This window comes from Aliikangiella coralliicola, from assembly GCF_007004725.1.
In the GTDB taxonomy this organism is placed as follows: Bacteria; Pseudomonadota; Gammaproteobacteria; order Enterobacterales; family Kangiellaceae; genus Aliikangiella; species Aliikangiella coralliicola.
This window is the reverse complement of sequence record NZ_ML660167.1, coordinates 260,632-279,896: the sequence shown is the minus strand read 5'-3', so window position 1 is coordinate 279,896 and position 19,265 is coordinate 260,632. Positions and strand designations below refer to the sequence as shown.

The 19,265-nt window shown below is 47.8% G+C and carries 4 protein-coding genes; 1 reads left to right on the top strand and 3 read right to left on the bottom strand.

The genetic code is table 11. The annotated features are described in order from the left end of the window. Positions 1-74 precede the first annotated feature (74 nt). Complete coding sequence (locus tag FLL46_RS18695) at positions 75-2,636, bottom strand: hypothetical protein (RefSeq protein ID WP_142932867.1); 2,562 nt, start codon at positions 2,634-2,636, stop codon at positions 75-77. Between the two features lie 53 nt (positions 2,637-2,689). Between FLL46_RS18695 and FLL46_RS18690 the strand changes: the two genes are divergently transcribed. After that, complete coding sequence (locus tag FLL46_RS18690) at positions 2,690-3,157, top strand: GNAT family N-acetyltransferase (protein WP_168204232.1); 468 nt, start codon at positions 2,690-2,692, stop codon at positions 3,155-3,157. A 42-nt stretch (positions 3,158-3,199) separates the two neighbouring features. Here the strand turns inward: FLL46_RS18690 and FLL46_RS18685 are convergent, their stop codons facing one another. Both FLL46_RS18685 and FLL46_RS18680 read right to left on the bottom strand, forming a co-directional pair. Then, entirely contained in the window at positions 3,200-4,747 is a 1,548-nt protein-coding gene (locus tag FLL46_RS18685; protein ID WP_142932865.1) for a hypothetical protein, read from the bottom strand. A gap of 5 nt (positions 4,748-4,752) precedes the next feature. Next, complete coding sequence (locus tag FLL46_RS18680) at positions 4,753-19,257, bottom strand: Tc toxin subunit A-related protein (RefSeq protein WP_142932864.1); 14,505 nt, start codon at positions 19,255-19,257, stop codon at positions 4,753-4,755. Between the last annotated feature and the right edge of the window lie 8 nt (positions 19,258-19,265).

The following is a 19,265-nucleotide window of genomic DNA, read 5'->3' as shown; positions in this document are numbered from 1 at the left end:
CTTTTACCTGGTCTTGAAGGAACGCTAAAATACTAGCGAGTTCCCACCAAGAAATCGATAGAAACTCGCAATGTTTACCAGGTTTTTAATTTATTAGTAATAAGCTTAGCTGCAATGACCCGCTCCGGGGATTTATCATCAGCCATAATTCCCTTTAACATTGCTGAGCGTTTTAAAGGATCATTGGCCAGCGACTTTAAAATATTTTGCACTTCCTGCGCGTGGCCCTCTTTCACCTGTTTCTGCATATAAGTGATGATGGTTTCCGCAAACTCTTCACGTGACTTCAAAGTGCCCTTGAGTGCTTTAGAAATTTTACTGCTGGACTTCTGCGCCAGCAGTAGGCCCATAACCACACCACCTGCAGCGGCGACCACAGGGGCGGCGATACCTGCAGTGCCAACAATCAACAGTGTTCCACCCACAAAGGCCAAGGTACCGCCCAGCATTTTGGCGTACATATGAAATTCTTTGCGCTTCAGACGTCGGCGAATTTCTGCACGAATTTCAGGCGAGTCAATTTCGTCAGCAATTTTAATTTTGTGCACTGTCTTATAAGCTGCAACACCACTTTGCACGACTACGCCGGCAGCGATCACCCCTGCTGCGTAGTTGCCCACCATTGCTGCCGCCTCACCGCCGGTGGTAAGAAAGGCATCAGTAATATTAGCGCCGTATTTAATGGTTTTAAGCGCACCGTCTACAAATTTACCTTTGTCGGCATAGGTCATTTCTTTAACACCACCGGTGCGACTAAGGTTGTAAATCCGTTCGCCAATATTAAGCAACTCATATGCTCCACCTACAGCACCCCCACTTGCCAATAGGACGTTACCATGCGCATCACTTAAAAATGCTGGACCAGAATCATCCGCTTTTTCCGACGTGGTACCGGCTTTACCCGAATAGGAAACGGTTTGGGCACCTGCCCCTTTGAATTTTTTTGAAGGCTTCTTGCCATTATTGTAAAGAGCATTTTCGTATGCGGTGTTCCACTCTTTCAACTCTTTCATTATTTTATCGCGGTGTTCCTTCTCTTTCTCGGGCTCACTGGGCTCATGTAGTCGCTCGATAAATTTATCGAAAGCTGCCACTTCATCTTTGCTTACAGTAGCTAGCAAATTTTCACGCACCAAATTTAAATTGTTGTATAGGTTGCTGGAATCCTGGTTAAGGATGTCGATATCAGACATCGTAAAAAGATCGAGATAGTCGAGAATTTGTCCTGCGATCAGTTTTGCGTTGGGAGCAGCTTTTGTGCGTAACAGGGATTTTGCAGACTCTTGCATGTAGGCAATGGCTAAATCCAGTTCCAGAATAGTTTTCCTATCGGCGTCCTTATTGGGCTCAGATGCCAACATATTATCCATTTTGGCAAGCATCTCTTTTAGGCGTTTACCTGCTTGCAGCATGTCGATCTCTTCGATTTTACTGCTACTGGACTTAAACTGACCACCTAAAGCATCGATCGGATTAGATAAAAAAATGCGTATCTGTTTTCTGTGACCTCTAATGAGTTCGCTATACCTGCCCGTTGCACTGTTGCGTATGAATGATACGCCTTTCACTTTCGAGTAATACCCCGATTTCAACACGTTGGCTGCACCTGTCCCCAACGAGGAATTGGAGCTGATTTGACTGAGCAGGTAGGCATTGTAGCCCTCAGCGTTAACACTGGACAGAAAGGAATATTGAAGCGGATGGCTACCAATCGCGTTGCGCAGTCTGGTTGCGTTTTTTCTGAGATTGGATTCAGCTGGACTTGGATTCATTGGATGGGGCAGCTTTTGTTTGAGCCGGGCGTCAGTTAAATAAAACAGATCATTGAGTATTTGGGCCGAGACTAAACCGTTATTTTCAAATGAGTAGACAACGTCGAGCAGACTTGATAAACGCTGATCGATGTCCAAACGGGGTTTCTGAACATTTTTTTTAAGCTCCTGTAGTGCATTGGAAACTTCTTTCGTGGGTTTAATCCAATTCGTTTTTTGAGCTTCCGTCTGAGTTCGCCAGGTAGAAAAGCCACTGGGATGATATGTGGCGAGGTCGGTTATGGCATCTTCTTCATTCTTCGCCTTATTATCAAAAATGTTGCCCTTAGGCTGCGTTAAAAATTTTTCCAGATCACTCAGTGCTTTTTTATTAGGGTCAGGAAAAACAGTATAGGCGCGACTTTTTCGTTGTTTTACATCAAATTGTTTCTCATCGAAGGCATTCAGTGCATTATTATTATTGTCGAGATCATTCAAGAAACTCGTGTCGCCCACGTTGGCGGCGACGCTCAGTCGCTGGTTGCTCTGGGCAAGGGGATTAATGGTTAGGTTCTCGTCGTTAAAATCATTCTCCTTGTCGTTCAGTGCGTTATCATTGTCGAGATCATTCAAGAAGCTCGTGTCGTCTACGTTGACGGCGACGCTCAATCTTTGGTTGCTCGGGGCAAGAGGATTAATGGTTAGATCCTCGTTGTTGGCTTGTTCCACTTGCAATGCAGGCTGATTCAAATCTGTATCCTCAATGAACTTGTTGGCCTTATTTTCTTTAAGACTCTTATTGCTGTGGTTTGAAACGGTGATAACTGGGTTAGTTAGCCGAGATTTATTTTTGCGTTTGGTAAATTTCTTCGTTATTGTTTCCATAATTTTTTGCCTCTTACTAAAATTGTTTACGCTTACTGTGAGGAATGTTCGTTTTGATCGAGATACGCCACGCGCAATACCAGGATCTGAAATTTATGCATGATGCCTTGTATCAGCTTAGTGAAATGCATCACCGGGCTGATCCTGAATATTTTCGCCATCCAGCCGAAATTTCTTTGCAAAAATCTTTGAAGCACTATATTGAAAGTGAACAGGCCTTTGCCCTGATCGCAACTGAAGGCGAACAAGCTGTAGGATTTGTGGTGGGCGAAATTATTCAAGAGCGATCGCCTTTGTTAAAGTCGATGCGCTATGGCGCTATTAATGAAATATTCCTGCTTGAGCAGTATCGCGGTGGTGGTATTGGTCGCGAGTTGCTGCAACAAGCCCAAGCCCATTGCCTGTCCCTTGGCGCTACAGAGCTGCGTCTGGAAGCCTGGGGTTTCAACGAACCAGCGTTGTCCTTTTATCGCGATTTTGGTTTTGTTACACATATTCATTTCCTTCGAAAAAAAATTTAGGGGTTGGGTTGGGTTTTAAAGTCCTGATATAAAAATCCCGGCTTAAAAGCCCAGGGACAAAATTTGGTCCAACAGGCTTTGCTGTAACCTGTGCGATGCCGCTGAAGAGGGCGAGTTTTGTTTTTGTGAATCTTGCGAAATCACACTTTGCTTTAGCGATGCCTGTTGTAAAGCAGGGGTCAACTTAGCTGTGTCGCTAACAAAGCGCGCTGAGTGCAAAACCAACTGCGGTGTTTGCTCCAGCGCTTGTGCGATATCAGCTTTGGCGTAAGATTCGAGCTCACCTTTCGCAGTGTCAAAATGACGCTTATCGATATGTCGCTGCTGTATAAACACCGCTAGCGATTCAGGCGGCACAAAAGCAACATAACGTCCCTCGATACGCTCTTTCGCCGTCGCATCAGCGTGAAGGGGCAACCATTCCAGTTGTCCTCTCGCTGTTTGCGTTTGGTAAAGCATGCGTTGCCGATAAGGGTCGAACTGCTTACGTTGCTGCACCAACACCGACTGTTGCTTTTGTTCGCTTAGCCTTATTGCACTCACTCCATCCCACAGTGGCGTTCCATCTTTGGCCTTGTGTACAGGCGTGTAGGGTGGAACACCACCTGGCGGCTTGCCATGCAGACGATGGGCGCGATCGGCACGTCGTTTTGCCAATTCAGCCGGGTCATTTTTATCCTTGCGCCGACTTTGTTCATGCTGATTGACAATATCGTCAGGAATAAAAATTCCTCGCGCGCGTTCGTCAGGCAACGCATCACTAAGACGTGGCAGATAAAGCACTTTGCCGTGTACGTTTTTGATCGGATAGACTTTACGTTGTCGGGTAAAATCGAACTTCGTCGCGCGATTTTCCAGTGGATTTGCCAAGCCCGCAATTTTTTGCGCAGGCACATTTTGTTCGGGGATATAACGCCCGTTAAACAACTCTTGCGCTGTGGCTTCGCTTTGGCCAGGCAAATATTCCGTTTCACCATTCGTGTCTCGAGTAGGGTAGAGCAGGCGCCGATAATTCAGATCTAACACCGGTTTTTCCTTGAGTACCACATTAGGCACAGCAGGAGTTTCTACCTGATCGTCGAGTACATATTTGCCCAGAAGGAGTTCCTGGGCAGTAGCTTCACTTTGCCTGGGTAAATATTCCGTCTCGCCATTAGCATCCTGGGTCGCGAATACAGTACGACCCGTGTTGAAGTCTCGTAGCGAAGTTTTATTAACGCTGCCCGCCTTAAGCAGCGTATTAGCAGGTGCAACCGTAACGGACTCGTTGCTGACAAATAAACCGCGCTGCAATTCCCGTGCAGTGGCTTCACTTTTTCTCGGCAAATACTGCACTTTGCCGCCGCCCGTATGAGTGGGGAATAAAGTGCGGCCGGTGTTAAAATCCCTTTTGGTCGGCATGTCCTTAACCGCATTAAAGCCAACACCAGGTGCTTGTTCAGCCGACGGTTTGATCAAGAATCCTGGGCGCGGTTTCACATCGGCGCCTGCAATTGCCCGTTGGCGCCCGCGCGAAGCGGGCACCGTTTTCTGTTTTTCCCTGATGGCTTTTAGCTTGCGAATGACTTTTTGCTTTTTAGTTAAGCTCATACCCATTACACCTTCGCTTTATACACCAGTACCAACTCAGCATTTTTAAGCCCAGCCGGATCACCTTTGAGACTGAATTTCCATAGCGCCCCTTGTTGGCCCACACCCAGGTTGGTCTGTTGCAGGTAGGTATTGTTGGGAGCATCCAATTGATCATTAATGGTAAATATCGGGCCGCTTTCGCCGTCTTGATACTCATAACGCACAAACAAACCAATAATGCGACTGCTGCTGATATTGGGGAACTGATCCCGGCTGAACGCAAACTCAACTTCTCCTTCATCACCCTGAGTTAAAGCGTTCCACTGATCCGGGAAATTGTATGCCATATCGAAAAACGCCGTGGCATGATAAGGTTTTAGTACGCCTTTAACTTCATTGGCAAAGCGATTACCTCCCTGCATCGCACGGTAGCGAACCTTCACCGTCACATCCATTAAGTCGGCCGGGTTGTAATCGCCTTTTTTACCATTCAGCTCCAGACGCCAGTGGGAGACAGCGCCGGTGCCCTCAAACGGTAAGTAGCGCGCATCGCCAAAGTTCAATTGAAACATCCCGTTGTTTTCCGTGTATTGATCAACGTGGGATAAAGCGACCTGCTGATTAGCTCGCCAGTTGGAGCGTACATTGGTAGTGGTTTCATTGCTTGGATCCAACAAGTGCTTCACCGCTTTTATGTCTGGTTCCATGACCAAATGACTGCTCAATTGAGTCAAAGTCGCGTTAACACTCTGGCCTTCACCAATTTCAAAGCTCAAAGATATGCTGACTAATTGACGGCGGTAGTGACCGGGGAAGTCGTAGTCGAACATGTCTTCACTCAGCCGGAATTGACAGTGGCCCTTGGTTTTTAATTGCAACAATGCCATCGGATCGTTCTCGATAAGCGAGACGTTTTTGGTGATTTCCATTGAGCGGGAGTCGTTTTCCATAAAAGCTTTATCCATGCGATCTAAATCCAGCTCCAGCGCACCGCCTGCAAGCAAGCCTTTTCTCTGACTGTCCCAGTAAGCGCCGCGAACGTAATTGACCTTGTCCGCCTGTAAACCTTTTTCAAAAACAAAGGCTTGTTCAGCTTGCTTAGCGTAGTCATGAGCCATTTTATAGGTTTGGAAATACAGACCGGAAATCTTCCCGCTGATCCAGTTGTACAATTCTTTATTGGTGAATTTGTCGTTCATAAACTGGCGAATGGCGGCTTTATTATCGATCTCTTTCTCGTGCACTTTGAGTTCTTGTTTGAGCATTGCGGTACGTGCGTCATGCGCCTCAATTTGATGCTCGAGCTGTTTGATCTCACTCACGGCAACTTTTTTCTGTAACTCCCAGTCTTCAGCGGAACGCTTAAATTGCGCGACAATGCCGGCAACTTCGCCGCCCATGCTTAAGCCTTCGGAAATAGACTGCACAGCCTGGCCAAATTCAGAAACCATATCTCCGACATTTTTTCCGCCGGAGGTTACGCCAAAACTGAAAGGTCCGGCGGTAAATTGTGGTACGACATAAGACAGGCCACTGACGATACGCCCCAGAGCCACTACACCGTGTAACACCGCAGCAGCGGTCATCATCTGGATTTGAACTTCCTCTTCTTTCAAATAACCGGTGGATATCAGGTTGCCATAGTGCTTTTCCTGATCTTTAGCTCGTTGCTGGGTTTCCACCAGGTTTTTACGCGTTGCCATAGCCTCATCAATTTGTGCTTTTTTCATTTGCGTACTCATATCAAGCACGCTGGCTTCTTGGTCGTTTTGTAGCAAACTCATGGTTTCGGCATCTTGTTTCTCGAGTGCTGATAGCAGCGCATCACTAAAGCCTTTGAGTTTGCCCACTAACTCGCGCGATTTACCCAACAACACATCGAAACGGTAGTCGGGTACAGTGGCAACACCGCCGACCATACCTGCACCAGCCAAACCGGCACCGCTGGCGGCGGCATTGACCAGCGCCATCGGGTTGATCGGTGGTTGAAATAACGGTAGAGGTTGAGCAATACCGTCGATATTCAAACAATTACGGATTTTGTCCAGGCGGTCTTCCACTCGTTGCCAGTATTCGGTGAATAGTTCATTCTCCTTGAGATAGAAGTAAGGGCGTAATACCGTGTCAGATTGACTGGCCGCAAAACTCAGGCTTTGTTGTGCCGTTTCAACGTCCGCTGGAATTTGATTTTCCATGTCGATTAAAAAGTCGTAGTTTTCCGTTTCATCGCCGGTATAGTGTAAAAAGTCCTTATATGCCTGCGTGGGTTCCAATACGACTCGGCCCATATTGCGGGGCTTTTCACCCAATAGATCGTGCGCCAAAATATAGAGCATACGTGCTTCATTGATGCTTTCGCGGGTGTACTGACGAAAGAGTAAATCGCCCCAATCCAGCAGATTATCGACGTAACGCATAATAATGGCTTTGCGATAGGCAATCACCCGCAGCGCAGCGATGGCGTGTGGATCGAAGGGGTCGTTCAAATACAGTTTTAACTGGGCTGCGTGATTACTCATTAAATCAACGCGAAAATCCAGTTTTTTCACCACTTCCAAAATTTCCAGCATTTCTTTTTGCCAGCGCACCAATAGCGCTTTATCTGAATCAGCATGACTCTCCTGGTTTGCCAGGGTTGCCAACTCGACAATGTGTGTTTGCAGCAGGGCAAACTCGGGCCATTGCGCGGCATCTTCGATCTCACTCAGGCGACGATTTTGGTTTTGCTCGAAGGTGGCTTTGTTAATCTGGCCAAGGAAGATGGCCTGATAGGGGGCCAGCGCCAATGCCAGTGCGTCGAGTGCGTCGCGAGAAGGTTGCAGTGCTGCGGCGTTACCATAAACATCGGCAAAGGCATCCAGATCACTGCGAATGCTCAGCATCAACGCCTGTGGATCAGCGGCTAAAAAGGGAAGAAATTTCCAGTAGTCGGATACTTCGGTTGGGTCGTAAATAAACTCGTACCAGGTTTTCGCATATTCGAATTTCTGGTCGTTATTTAAGGTTTGCGCAATTAAAAACGGCGCATGAAAAAAGACTTCCCAATAGTAGAGGCCGTTGGCACTGTTATAGTCGAGATGGCTATTGGTGGGGGTTTCGGAAAACCGTTCGGGACGCATGGAAATATTTTCCGGCGTGGCCCGATTGAAACTGATGGTGGGGGATTCATCGATTTGCTGGGTGCTAAGTTTAAGTAGCGTTTTGACCCCCCCGGAAAATAGAATCTGATTTAGCTGTTCGGCGGTACTGGAAGTAAGACGCACTATGTCGTAGTTGACGACATTGATATCGTACAACATCGGTCCATTGACCATGTCGTAAACAATGTAGCCGTCATCCCGTACCAAGTACACACGCTGTTCGCCATCAATATTGGCGTTAAAACCGGCGTCCATTCCGTGAAAACGCAACTCAGACGGAATATTTCCCCAGTTACCGCTAACGGTGGAAGGGCTGCCCAGTTGAGCTGGGTCAGCGCTGGAGGAATCCAGACGATAGTAGTTTTGACCATGGAACAAATAAGTAAAATCGTCGATGGCAAAAGCGGCGTCAATGTCGCTAATGTTATTGGGCAAAGTTTTGGGGTAGCCTACGTCGACAAACTCGGAAATTTGATCCAGATTGTCGCCGCCTAAGGTATAACGGTAATATTCATCTTTGGCCAACAGATAGAGATTGCCCCCTTTGGTATAAGCTGCATCGACGGTTTTATGGGTCATAAGGGCCGTGTCCGGCATTACTCCCCATGCCCCTGGGCTTGGCATTACTTCACTGAGTAGATCTGGGCTGTCTTCTTCGGCGCGGATGCCGATATAACGCGATTGATCATTGTCAAAGAAATAGTGGGTATTGTTGACCCCGGTAAAGGCTGCATTAATATGTGTCCAGTCATCAGGGAAGCCTTCATCATTGCCGAGGATAGGCTTAGGGTAACCTGTGTCAGATTTGCCGCTATATTGATTACCTTCATCCAGCGAGTAGCGGAAATACTCTTCACCAGAGAATAAGTAAAGGGCATTTTGTGCGCCAACACTGCCGGTGCCAACGAAAGCAGCGTCAACCTGATTTAACGACAAACTGGAGTCGCTAAAAAACAGACCGCGACCGAGATCACTAATGATCCCCTCATTATGCTTCGCGTCAAATTGAGTGGCCACTTCTTCCGGATTCAGGTGGTTGTAAAATAGACGATACTTTCTTGATAAATCGGAACTGCCCGTGTTCGTGGTAAGAATTAAATAGGTACCATCAGCTGAGGTGAAAGCGCAAATAGGCCGCTCACGGATAATCAACTCTTCAGAATTATTACTGAAGCGGTAAGGTTGGTATTTTCCGTCGTCTCCTTCTTTTACCCAAGCTCTAACAGTTACTTTATCGTGTGAGCCACCGAATGGATCGGAGCTTGAGCTAAAGACAAAGGTCATGCAGTAGTGCCGATCACCCTGTTGATAGGAAAGACCGGTATTCCAATAGTCGTGACCATTGTTCAAGGGCTCGGGATGGTAATTTAGACGATAAGTGCCATCTTTGACAAAAATCATACTGCTATGAGAGTCGCGGATTAATACACCACCACCAATGGACATAAGCCCAGTCACTCGTCTTCTTGATCCGGGGAAGCGCTGTTTTGCTCCCAAAAGCCCGGACACCAATTCACCAGTGTTTGTCCAGCGGCGCCCGTCAGTTTCCTCAATCACTCTGCCATTGGGCAGAAATCGGCGATAACCATTACGTGAAACGTCATGTAATGCGCCGTTATACACCACTGCAGAGCCAATCTCGTCTATTAGTCCTTCGCCCGCCAGACCAAAGTGCATGGGGTAAGAATTCACTTCCCCCGTGCCGCTGTTCAATACCGCACCATTGGTATTATTGAAATAAAAACGATGGCCATTAGGTGCAGTGAAGGCGGCATCAATACTTTGCCAGCTGGGTGGAACCCTGGGGTCAAGCTGATGGATAGGGTAGGGGTCAACGGCCAGCTTTTGATAGCTGTCGCCGCGATATTCATAGACATTTGGGCCGCGGGTCAGATAAGTCGCATCATCGCCTACCAACGCGCTGTCGACGATACCATCTCGAAACAGTTCGTTATCTCGTCGCCCCCAGCGTGTCGCTACGTCAATTTCTTCGGTGGAACTGCGGCTGCTATAGGTGCCATTAGTAAAGTAGTAAACCTCACCGCCGTCACCTACCTGTACGGCTGCGGTGACGCCTGTCGGGATATTGATGTCGTTGCTGCTCAGTGGTGTTAGTTGCGTATTACTGGGCAGCGCTTCAGGTTCAGGTTTCACCATGAAGCCACAACCTTTGTGATTGTACGCAAACCAGGGGCCGTCCATCGAGTTTTCGAGGGAATTGAGCTTAACGACATTTTGCGGCGATATGTCGCCTTCATTAAATAATTCGTTAAATAGTGCTCGGCCGCGGTTTACGATGGTTTGCACAGCCGCTGTTTGCGAATACAACTCGGGGGTTAAATTAAATGCCCGATAGTGGGTCGCATGGGGCGAAGAGCGGAAGTAGAACTGCGTGCTAACATAAATGTTGTCGTACTGATGATCAGTAGCGTTTTGCGTTAGCTTAGAGGAGTGCTCCACGAACAGGTCAGCATGAGCTATGGCCTGACTGTGGCTTAACTGGCCGAAGGTATTCATCAACTGCGGCTGCGACCAGCGCTTATTTAAATTGTAAAACGAATAATATATTTTAACTTCGTACTGCGAATTATTATTAGCGCTTGCACTATAGGTATTGCCGCTTTCCACAATTTGAGTTTGTCCGTTATCCTTAATACTGTGTTCAATAACGGCCCAAAATACAAACACGCGGTTAAAAGCGTAAACCGGCTGCACACGGTCAGCTTCGATTTGAATGTTTAATTCAATCCAGGGCTTCCAGGTGGCCGCATTACTATCACCGCCAATAAAGGTGCCGAAGCGATAAAAATAACGCTTGGGATTAGTTTTGGTACGACCGAACAACACCAGGGTTTTATCTGCGCTACCCGAGGCTTGGTCGTCAAATACATAGCCGCCGGAAATTTCCAATTCAGACACTTCGGTATAAGCATCCAGATAGTTGAAATAGGCACTCTCAACCGTGTTTTCCGTTAATTCGCCCTGGGATAAACTCTCTTCCAGCGCGCCAAAAGCAGGCGTTTTGCTGTCGCGCAATTCGGGACGAATATAATTTTCCGGATACAGGAATACTTTGCGGTTGGCCTCCCATACACGATAGTTTTTCAGCCACTGCCATTGTTCTTTCTGCGCTTCGCGAGTAGCTTGTTGATCGCTTGCGTCGAGGTCGATGTCCTCTAAGTTCACAAAGTAGCGATGCAAATACAACTGAATGGCTGCAGTCGCTTCTTTAATACGTGAAGTATCCGCACAACTGGCCATTTGAATATCAATTAGCAATTTTTGATACAACTCTCGCGCCGTATTGACTTCGGGGTCGTTGGCAATCACGTATGGGACCAGCGCATCACGCTTTAAGGTGTTAACCTCATCGCGGATCTGGCGTACCAGGGTTTGGTAATTGTTGTTGCAATCGACCGCGACCAACTGTGCATAGCTAGCTTCCGCCGCAGCAGCTAAGTTAGGGGTGTTGCTGTACAACGGGTGCCAGACTTTATGATACAGTGGCGCCACATCCACTCGAATGCGCTGGCAAGTGCTTAGCGTGTCGTATAGTCGTAAGCTCAGTTCCACGTCAAATTCGCGCTCTAAGCGATTCACTTTTGACGGCAAAAAGCCATTGCGTTGTTTAAGCCAGCGCAGCTGTTCTTTTTCGAAACCAAAAATATCGGCAAAGTGCATATAAGGTTCTCGTACCACCCCGTCACTGCCGCTCACCAACGCACTGAGGCTAATATCACCACCACTGTAGCGCTGATTTAAATCTTTAAAACGACTGAGCTGATGAATATCGCTCAGCAGGTAATCAGACCAACGGCCCCAGCGATAAGCGAGAGTTTGGGTTGGGTGCTGCTCATATTGGTCACTTAAATCCAACTGGTAGCGAACAAACTGTCCGCTGTGGTGAAAATGAACTTTCCCTTCAAATTTAAATACAGCTTCGGCGCCGTATTCCCTGACAATGTCCGCAGGCATATGAGGCCAGCTTTGGTGAATAAATTGCGGGTACTCCTCATCGACATAGCGCGCTTCTCGATAGGGGTTAAGTTCAAATAGTGCCGCTGTGTCACTGTAGCGAATATGCTGGCGGCCCTTAAACATGTGAAGCGCGCCTGTGGCATCATCAATGTAGGCGCCATCCACGCTGTTGACTTCGTCTTCCATGAAAGCGTTGTAAATGCGACCCCAGCGATCGTTGATATTTCCTTCCTGCTGTTCGGCAAAACCTTCGCTAACTTGACCGTCTGCTATGTTCGAATTTTCTCCATTCGGACTTTTTATAGTCAGGTACTGGCGCTCGCTAAACAAAACAGTGCCGAGATCGGGATGGTATAGCGCTGCATCCAGGCCATCGCGGTAATGTTCAGCCAGGTCTGCAATCCCGAGATCTTCAGCCAGCCCCTCAGCAATCAGCTTGGGATAGCCTTCGTCAATATAACGGTAATCTTTACCTGTATAGCGGATGTATTTTTCATCAGAAAACAGGTAGGTACGATCAGTACCAGGCTGCACAAATGCGGCATCAACACTCGCGCCCTCGGTAAACGGGTTATCGATTTTTCCCAGCCCTTCGATACTATATTGGGCATATTTTACCGGCGAACCCACCCACACGCTGTCCTGGCTAAACAAACTCACACTAAAGCCATGGCGCAGTATGCCGGTAAAGTAGGGGCGGTGTTGAACGTGTTCCAGGCCATCGAAATAGTCCTGAACATGTTCCGTCAAAAAATTAAAGCCGGGTTCTTGGCGCAAATAGGTAGTGATGTCTTTGGGATAGCCCTGGTCAATAAATCGAAAATCGCTACTGGAATACCTGACATATTTATCACCGGAAAACAGGTAAGTAATACCCTGAGCATCAACATAGCTTGCCTGAACACCCTGCGCGAGAATGTTTTCCTGCAGCCCCCAATCATCGCGAATGTCGGCCACCTCACTCCAGCGATTTTCTTCAGGATTAAAGTGTACGTAGCTGTCCTGATTAAAGAAATACACCGAGCCGTCACCACCGACGAAGCCTGATTGCAAGTCTCGGAAGTTGGTTTTGTTAAAAGGAATACCAGGATAAAGCAGTTCCAGCGGCTGTGGGTAACTCCAGGTTTCGTCGTCCAGGTTAAAGCGAATGAATTTTTGATCACTAATAAATAGCAGGTTTTCATTTTGCACAAAAATTGTGTCAAATTGATCAAAGCCCTCGCGTTGCAAGGCCTCTGGAATTTGCCAGAAGTCTTCACCGGCCTGTTTGGGGTAACCGGCATCGGGTTGTCGGTAATCCATTGCACCATCACCCGCAGGAGAATAGCGCAGATAACGGAACTGGCCATTTTGGTCTGGTTTTTCAAAGATAAAGGTATCTTCTTTCCAAACGTAAGCCAGTGCGACGTTTTGCAGCCCGGCCCATTTATCCTGGATCAGGCGCGGCGGGTAACTTGTTCGTTCTCCAATGTATTGATGCGTGGCATATTGCACGAAGTGATCACCGGAAAACACATAGGTAATGCCGTCCTTGCCGACAAACGCAGCATCGATACTTTCGTCCTCGTAAATCGCGTTGCGAGAGCGCCCCCAGATCTCTTCGATGTTAAAACTGCGCTCAAGTTGTGCGTCGTAAAATTGATGACCGGCAAACACGTAACGGTTGCCGTCGGTGCCGTGTAAAACTGCGGAAATGTCCGCAGACAAAGAAGGTTTTGCCTGTTGCACTATGCGCGGTGTGGCCGGGCTTAGTTGAGGCGTTTTGTCTTCAATATGATTGAGTTGATGCCAGCTCTGAGTACCGTTTTCGCTACGAGCGAGATAAGTAACGCCGTCTTCCTGAGTGACTGCGGATACCTGGGCAAAGGCTGGGTCGATATACTGCAGGTAATTATCTTCGTCACCCACGGTGGCACAAAAACTACGTCCTTTAAATAAATACACCTGGCGCTGATCAGCAAAAGCGGCGTCTGGGCCAGTGCCATCCTTAAGAAAGTCTGGCTTGAGGCTGCGAAAACGTGGTTCTTCAATTAGTCGCTTGATCGAACGCGGGTAGCCCGGTTCCACCGACTGATATTGATTACCGCTGTAGCGGAAAAACTGATCGCCGGAGAACAGATAGGTATGCATTTGCACACGATCATGCAGTAATTTATCGTGGCCCTGCTCACGCCAGCGGGACTCAACCACGACTGCAGCGTCAACTTTACCAGTACGTTCAATATTATTGCGCACTTTACCCCAGACTTTTTTGGTCGCGCGAGGATAGCCACGGTCCAGTTTTAATAATTCTGGATCGCCAAAGCGCAGAAACTGGCCCGGGTAAAACAAATAAGTATTGCCATCTTTGCCATAGAGTGCAGCGTTAAGCTGGCCCAGTCCGGCGGGGACGCGGTCCCATTGTTCGCTAAACACTTTAGGCTCAGACCACCAGCGACTGGCGTGATCGTGTTCGATGCAAACATCGCCGGCAAACAAGTATACCTTGCCATTAGGACCGTTCATCACAGCATCCACCTTAAAGTCTTCTCTGCTTGCCGTGAGGCTAGCGGGCAGACTCCAAAATTCGGCGTCGATGGGGGCAGGGAATATTTCGATTTCGTCGACATCGGGTCGCTTGGAAAGTACCGTTTCAATCTTGCGTTCGGTTGGATCCGGTTGATCCGTTTCCAAATAATCATCTTCCTGTCGATGAACGGCGGTGTAGCGCACATACACCGGGCCACTTTCCATGTGCGTACCGAATAAGTAAGTATGTTTGCCCAACACAAATGCTGCGGTTACGTGAGTAAGTCCCTGCCAGTCGTCAGCAATATTGCGGGGAAAACCATCGTCGACTTCCTGGTAGTCGCCACTGCTATAGCGCACGTACTGCTCACCGGAAAACAGGTAGGTATATCCATCCAGTCCAACGAAGGCCGCATCGACGGTGCCGTTGTCGGTAATTGAATTGTCGATTTTGCCCCACAGAGTATTGGTTTGCGCCTCGGTAATAGCGCCGCTTTGCGGGTCGATGTGAACACACTCATCGTCTTTGAATAAATAGACTTTATCGTCAAGACCATGCAGAGCGGCGTCCAGACCAGCCGCAAACTCTCCGGGGATTGACGGGAACTCTTCGTGAATAGGTTTAGGGTAGCCTTCCACAGGCTGTAAGTTGGCCATCTCCAGGCTGCAGCTATATTTAACCACTCGGTCGCCGGCAAATATCAAAGTTTGGCCGTTGCTATCCATAGCGGCATCGATCTGCTCAGCGTGACCAAAATCATAACGGCTGTGACCCCACTGGCTGGCCACGTTGCGCTGCTGCCCATTTTCTGAACTGACAAAAGTGTTCCCCAGGAAGGCATAGCTGTGACCGTCGGTGCCGTCGAACATGGGGCCCAAGCCGTGTTCAAAAGACGCCGGCAATTGGAGCGGCAGGTTTTCTTCGTTCCAATGTTCACTGATGGTTTTAGGATAGCCCTGGTCAACGTGAGTTTGATTGGTGTCGGTGTAACGCACGTATTTATCGTTAGCTAACAGATATAGGCGCTGTTGCTCATCGACATAAGTTGCGTCGATCATCTCCAGTTTTTCAAAGTCGTTTTGAGTCTGACCGAAATGATTGTCCCGTTTGTCCCAGGTATCGCTGTGTCCCTCACGAGCGTCTCTCTCAAGAACATAGTGAAAACTATCGGAGATAACGCACCAAGTGCCATAGCGATCAATAAATGCGGCATCGACTCGTTGCAGATTTTCCTTGTCGAACAGCTGGCGAATTGGGTCTTCACGCAATCTTAATTGCAGGGCCTCATCCTGTTTTTGCAAATGTAGTAACGGGTCGCCGGGGGCCAGCTGTTTTTTATCGATCATGGTGTAGTCGTGGGCATTGTATAGCCAGTACTGATCGTCTTTAAACAGATAGATAAACTCTTCGCCGCGCAACAGGCAGTCAATGGAAGTGATTCCTTCAGGCAAAACGATGTCTTCCGGGAATTTCTCCACCAAGCTCTGGTCTTGCAGCGCAAGCGCTAGTTCGTAGTGATCTAGCTGGAGTTTTTTCACCAGTAACGCCAGCTGGATAATGCGTTTTACCGTTTGTAGATAGTGCATATCGGTCGGCAGCTCGTTAAGCTGTTCCAGCCCCATGGCAGTTTCGTACAATGGCTGCAGCCAGGCGATATGGACATGCTCCGCTTTAAACAATGCCTTAGACAGCATGGCAATAGTCTTTTGGTCAATCCCTAATGCACTTTGCAAATGTTGTAGTACGCTAGTCTGCTGACTGTCGCTACGAATTTTCATGGCGTTGTCGATCGCCGCAACGGTAGTTTTCACTGCGCCGGCGAGTTCGTAGAGTAAGAAGAATACTTCGCGCTCATAATCCTCATAACCCGGCAGGCTAAAGTCAGCGGCGTTTTCTGCCACGCTAAAATAGTCCAGCTGCGAAACGTTGAGATGTCCCTGGGCGTTGAGTATCTTCCTGTCCATCAACTGTCCAATAGCACTAGCCGCTTCTTGATCATCAAAATCCAGAGCCCTGAGCGAGCCGGCTTTAAACTGGTAGCGCTGGCTGTACTTGAGCAGCTTAGCCAGGTGTTCAAAAATAATCGCGTTTTTGCTGGTGTCGAAATAAGGCCGCAATTTAAATCGGTTCTGGTTATCTTCCTGTTGAAAAAATTCAACAGCGTACTCGCTCAGCTGGTTGCCCTGGAGGTAGCCGTTTTGAAGATCTCGGTGAATCCATTGGGAGACATTTTGGTCGGCGATCTTTGACAATATTTGCATGTCTACCTGCAAATACATGTCTCTGTCATTGGCGATGGCGCTTTGCAAAGCGGCCAAAATGGCGGTGCGTTGGGGGTAGAATTGCAGCGCCAGTTTAATGGTTTCCGGGGTTTCATCGAGCAGGGCTAATTTGTTGGTCAAGTTGTGGTGTTGGTCGATGTAACCGTTAGCCTGGAGATTGTCGAATAACTCGGCCAACGCTACTGGTTTGAGCATCAGTGATTCAAACATGGATTCGGTAATTTTGACTCGACTGGCCGAAAACTTCTCTAATTGTGATTGCAAATGTTGGTGCAGCGCGGGTGCCAATGCGTTTAAACCGCAATTGAGTGCTATCGACTCGCCATCAGATCCGCTGAACTTTTCAACCTGACTGACGTAACCTTGTTCATCGATGTAGCCTAAAAAGATCAGGTTGTCGAACAGCTCTCGTACTTGTTTAGTTTCCAGCCCCAAATTATCCAGATCAGATTTAAACAGCTGAAGTTCTACGTCAGCGGGACTTAGATCTTGCCCGGCGCTTTGTTGCAGAAATATTTCATGAAAAGCGTAGTAAACCCGTTCGCTCAATTCGCTGAAGTCTGATTCCAGCAGGAATTCATCGAGCGCAGGCAATGTGCGCATCACAATGGCTCCGCTGCCATCAATAAATCCTTTATTCATAAGGTTATGGCGCAGCTTGTCTGTGAGTTTTTCTTGCAGTGATAAACCAATAAATTCAGTTGGCCTGACATGTTGTAGCTGAGCGATAAACTGTTCGGCCAGATCCTGATTATGGTTGGCTTGATAGTGGACCAGATGGTGGGAAGCGACCGCGTTTTTACCATCGTCCATTTTGCTTTGGCAATGCTGCTTCTGTAAGGAATAAGCAAAATGTGCAGCGCGTTCGTCGTCGAGCCCTTCGCTAAAACTTTCAGGTGAAAGTGCTTCGGCTTTTACCGCGCTGAGCAAACCGTTAAAAAGTTGTAGATGCTGTTGCTGCTGAGCTTTTTCTTCGCTGTCAGTTCTCGCGGTACCATTAGCAATGTACCAAAGTAATTCCGGTGAAAAGCCGAATTGTTTCATCCATTGGTTGAGTGAGGTTAAGGACTCAAGCAACCAAAGTCGATCAGATGTGTTGTTACCAAGCAGGATATCGAAACATTTTTGTGTGCTCGGTGCGCGGTAAATAAATTGGTTATGGGGATCATAGCGGCCAACAAAGGCATCTTGTTCGAGCAGATCAAACAGAGTAAATAGTCCCATAAAAGGGATGTCCAGCGCACTCGATAGCGAGTGAACTCGATAAAGAACATTGAGCAGTGGCCACAGCTGCTGCTGTTCAAGATACAGAGAGTCATTGGCAGAGTTAGCCAATTTTAGTCGCTGGGTAATATTGCGAAGATCGGTTTCACTAAAGCCCAGCGTATGTTGCAGTCGTTTTCGAATAGCGTCATTGGCGTCGGAAAATAAATCAGCAAAGTAGTCGATGGCTTCGTAGGTATGATATTGCGTATCCGAATACTGAACTGGCGTTTCGCCCATTACCGCTGGCAGGTGCAGATATTTTTTATCTACCCTGGCGCAATCAAGGTTAAATATGCGGTTAAACTGATCTTGTGGTAGTGCTTCGTTACCACGACCGGCAAAGCTAATGGAGCTGATGGTCGCAATAATCGCATCTAGTGGTTGTTCCAGCGTTGTCTGTAAGTAACGAACTTGCGCAATGATGGGCAGACTCTGATCATTGATGCGAGCAATATTATTTTGTAAGCAACAGTGGCGCAGGAGGTGATCCAGTTCGGTAAAGCTTAAGCCGATTTTTTGCGCAAAGCGTACAAAGCGTTGTGCGCGATCAAACCAGAACAGCGGCACGTCAGTGGGGTTCTGATCCTCGTCACTGCTGTACCACTGTAGGGTGGTTTCGTCTTCACTCAGACCTACATATCCGCGAGACGTGGAATGAGTATTGACATAAAATAGATCGCGGCCGTTTTCAACTTTGCTATGGTCCGACGGTGCGACATATAAATTTTGATAAAGCAGTTCGCGAATCGCACTCGGGCTCAATCCGGTACTGTCGATAAAGGTCGATACTTTAGACATGTCGCCAATAAAGTTGTCGCCTTGATAGCCGTAGGCGCTAGCGATCTGCATGAGTTCAGCTTCGTCGTTAGCGGGGTCTTTCAGCACTTCGTACTCTGACTCACTTAAACCGAGATAATCGCGCGCCACTCGCAAGTAGTCTAACTGATCGGCAAACAGTCGGTAGAGTTGATCGGCGCGCAGTCCAAGGTATTTAAGGTGGGTTTTAGTGCGCTCGTTATTTAATGAGAAAGGGCTATTAAATGGGTAGAGCGCTTGTTCAAGCTGTTGGTAAACCTGTTGTGGGTCGTCGTTAATTTTTTTCTCTAATACTTCATTGACAATGTCCAGGTACGGGATCAAGGTTGTGGTATTCTCAGCATCCAGAGGAATGGATTTTATGTCTGAGCGGCGACTGTCAATATCGACACTGTCATCGAATTCGTCGTCCAACATTTGTAGTAAATCGGTTAAATAGGCGGCGGGCGAATACACTGAGCGATTTTCGTCACCCTCTTTAAAATCAACGTCGCCAAAAATTCCTGCGTAAGTCGGTAAGTTCTTTTGAATACTCATAGTTGGTA

Coding starts and splice junctions, on each gene's coding strand:
- FLL46_RS18685 (WP_142932865.1), bottom strand. CDS start 4,747: ATGAGCTTAACTAAAAAGCAAAAAGTCATTCGCAAGCTAAAAGCCATC.
- FLL46_RS18680 (WP_142932864.1), bottom strand. CDS start 19,257: ATGAGTATTCAAAAGAACTTACCGACTTACGCAGGAATTTTTGGCGAC.
- FLL46_RS18695 (WP_142932867.1), bottom strand. CDS start 2,636: ATGGAAACAATAACGAAGAAATTTACCAAACGCAAAAATAAATCTCGG.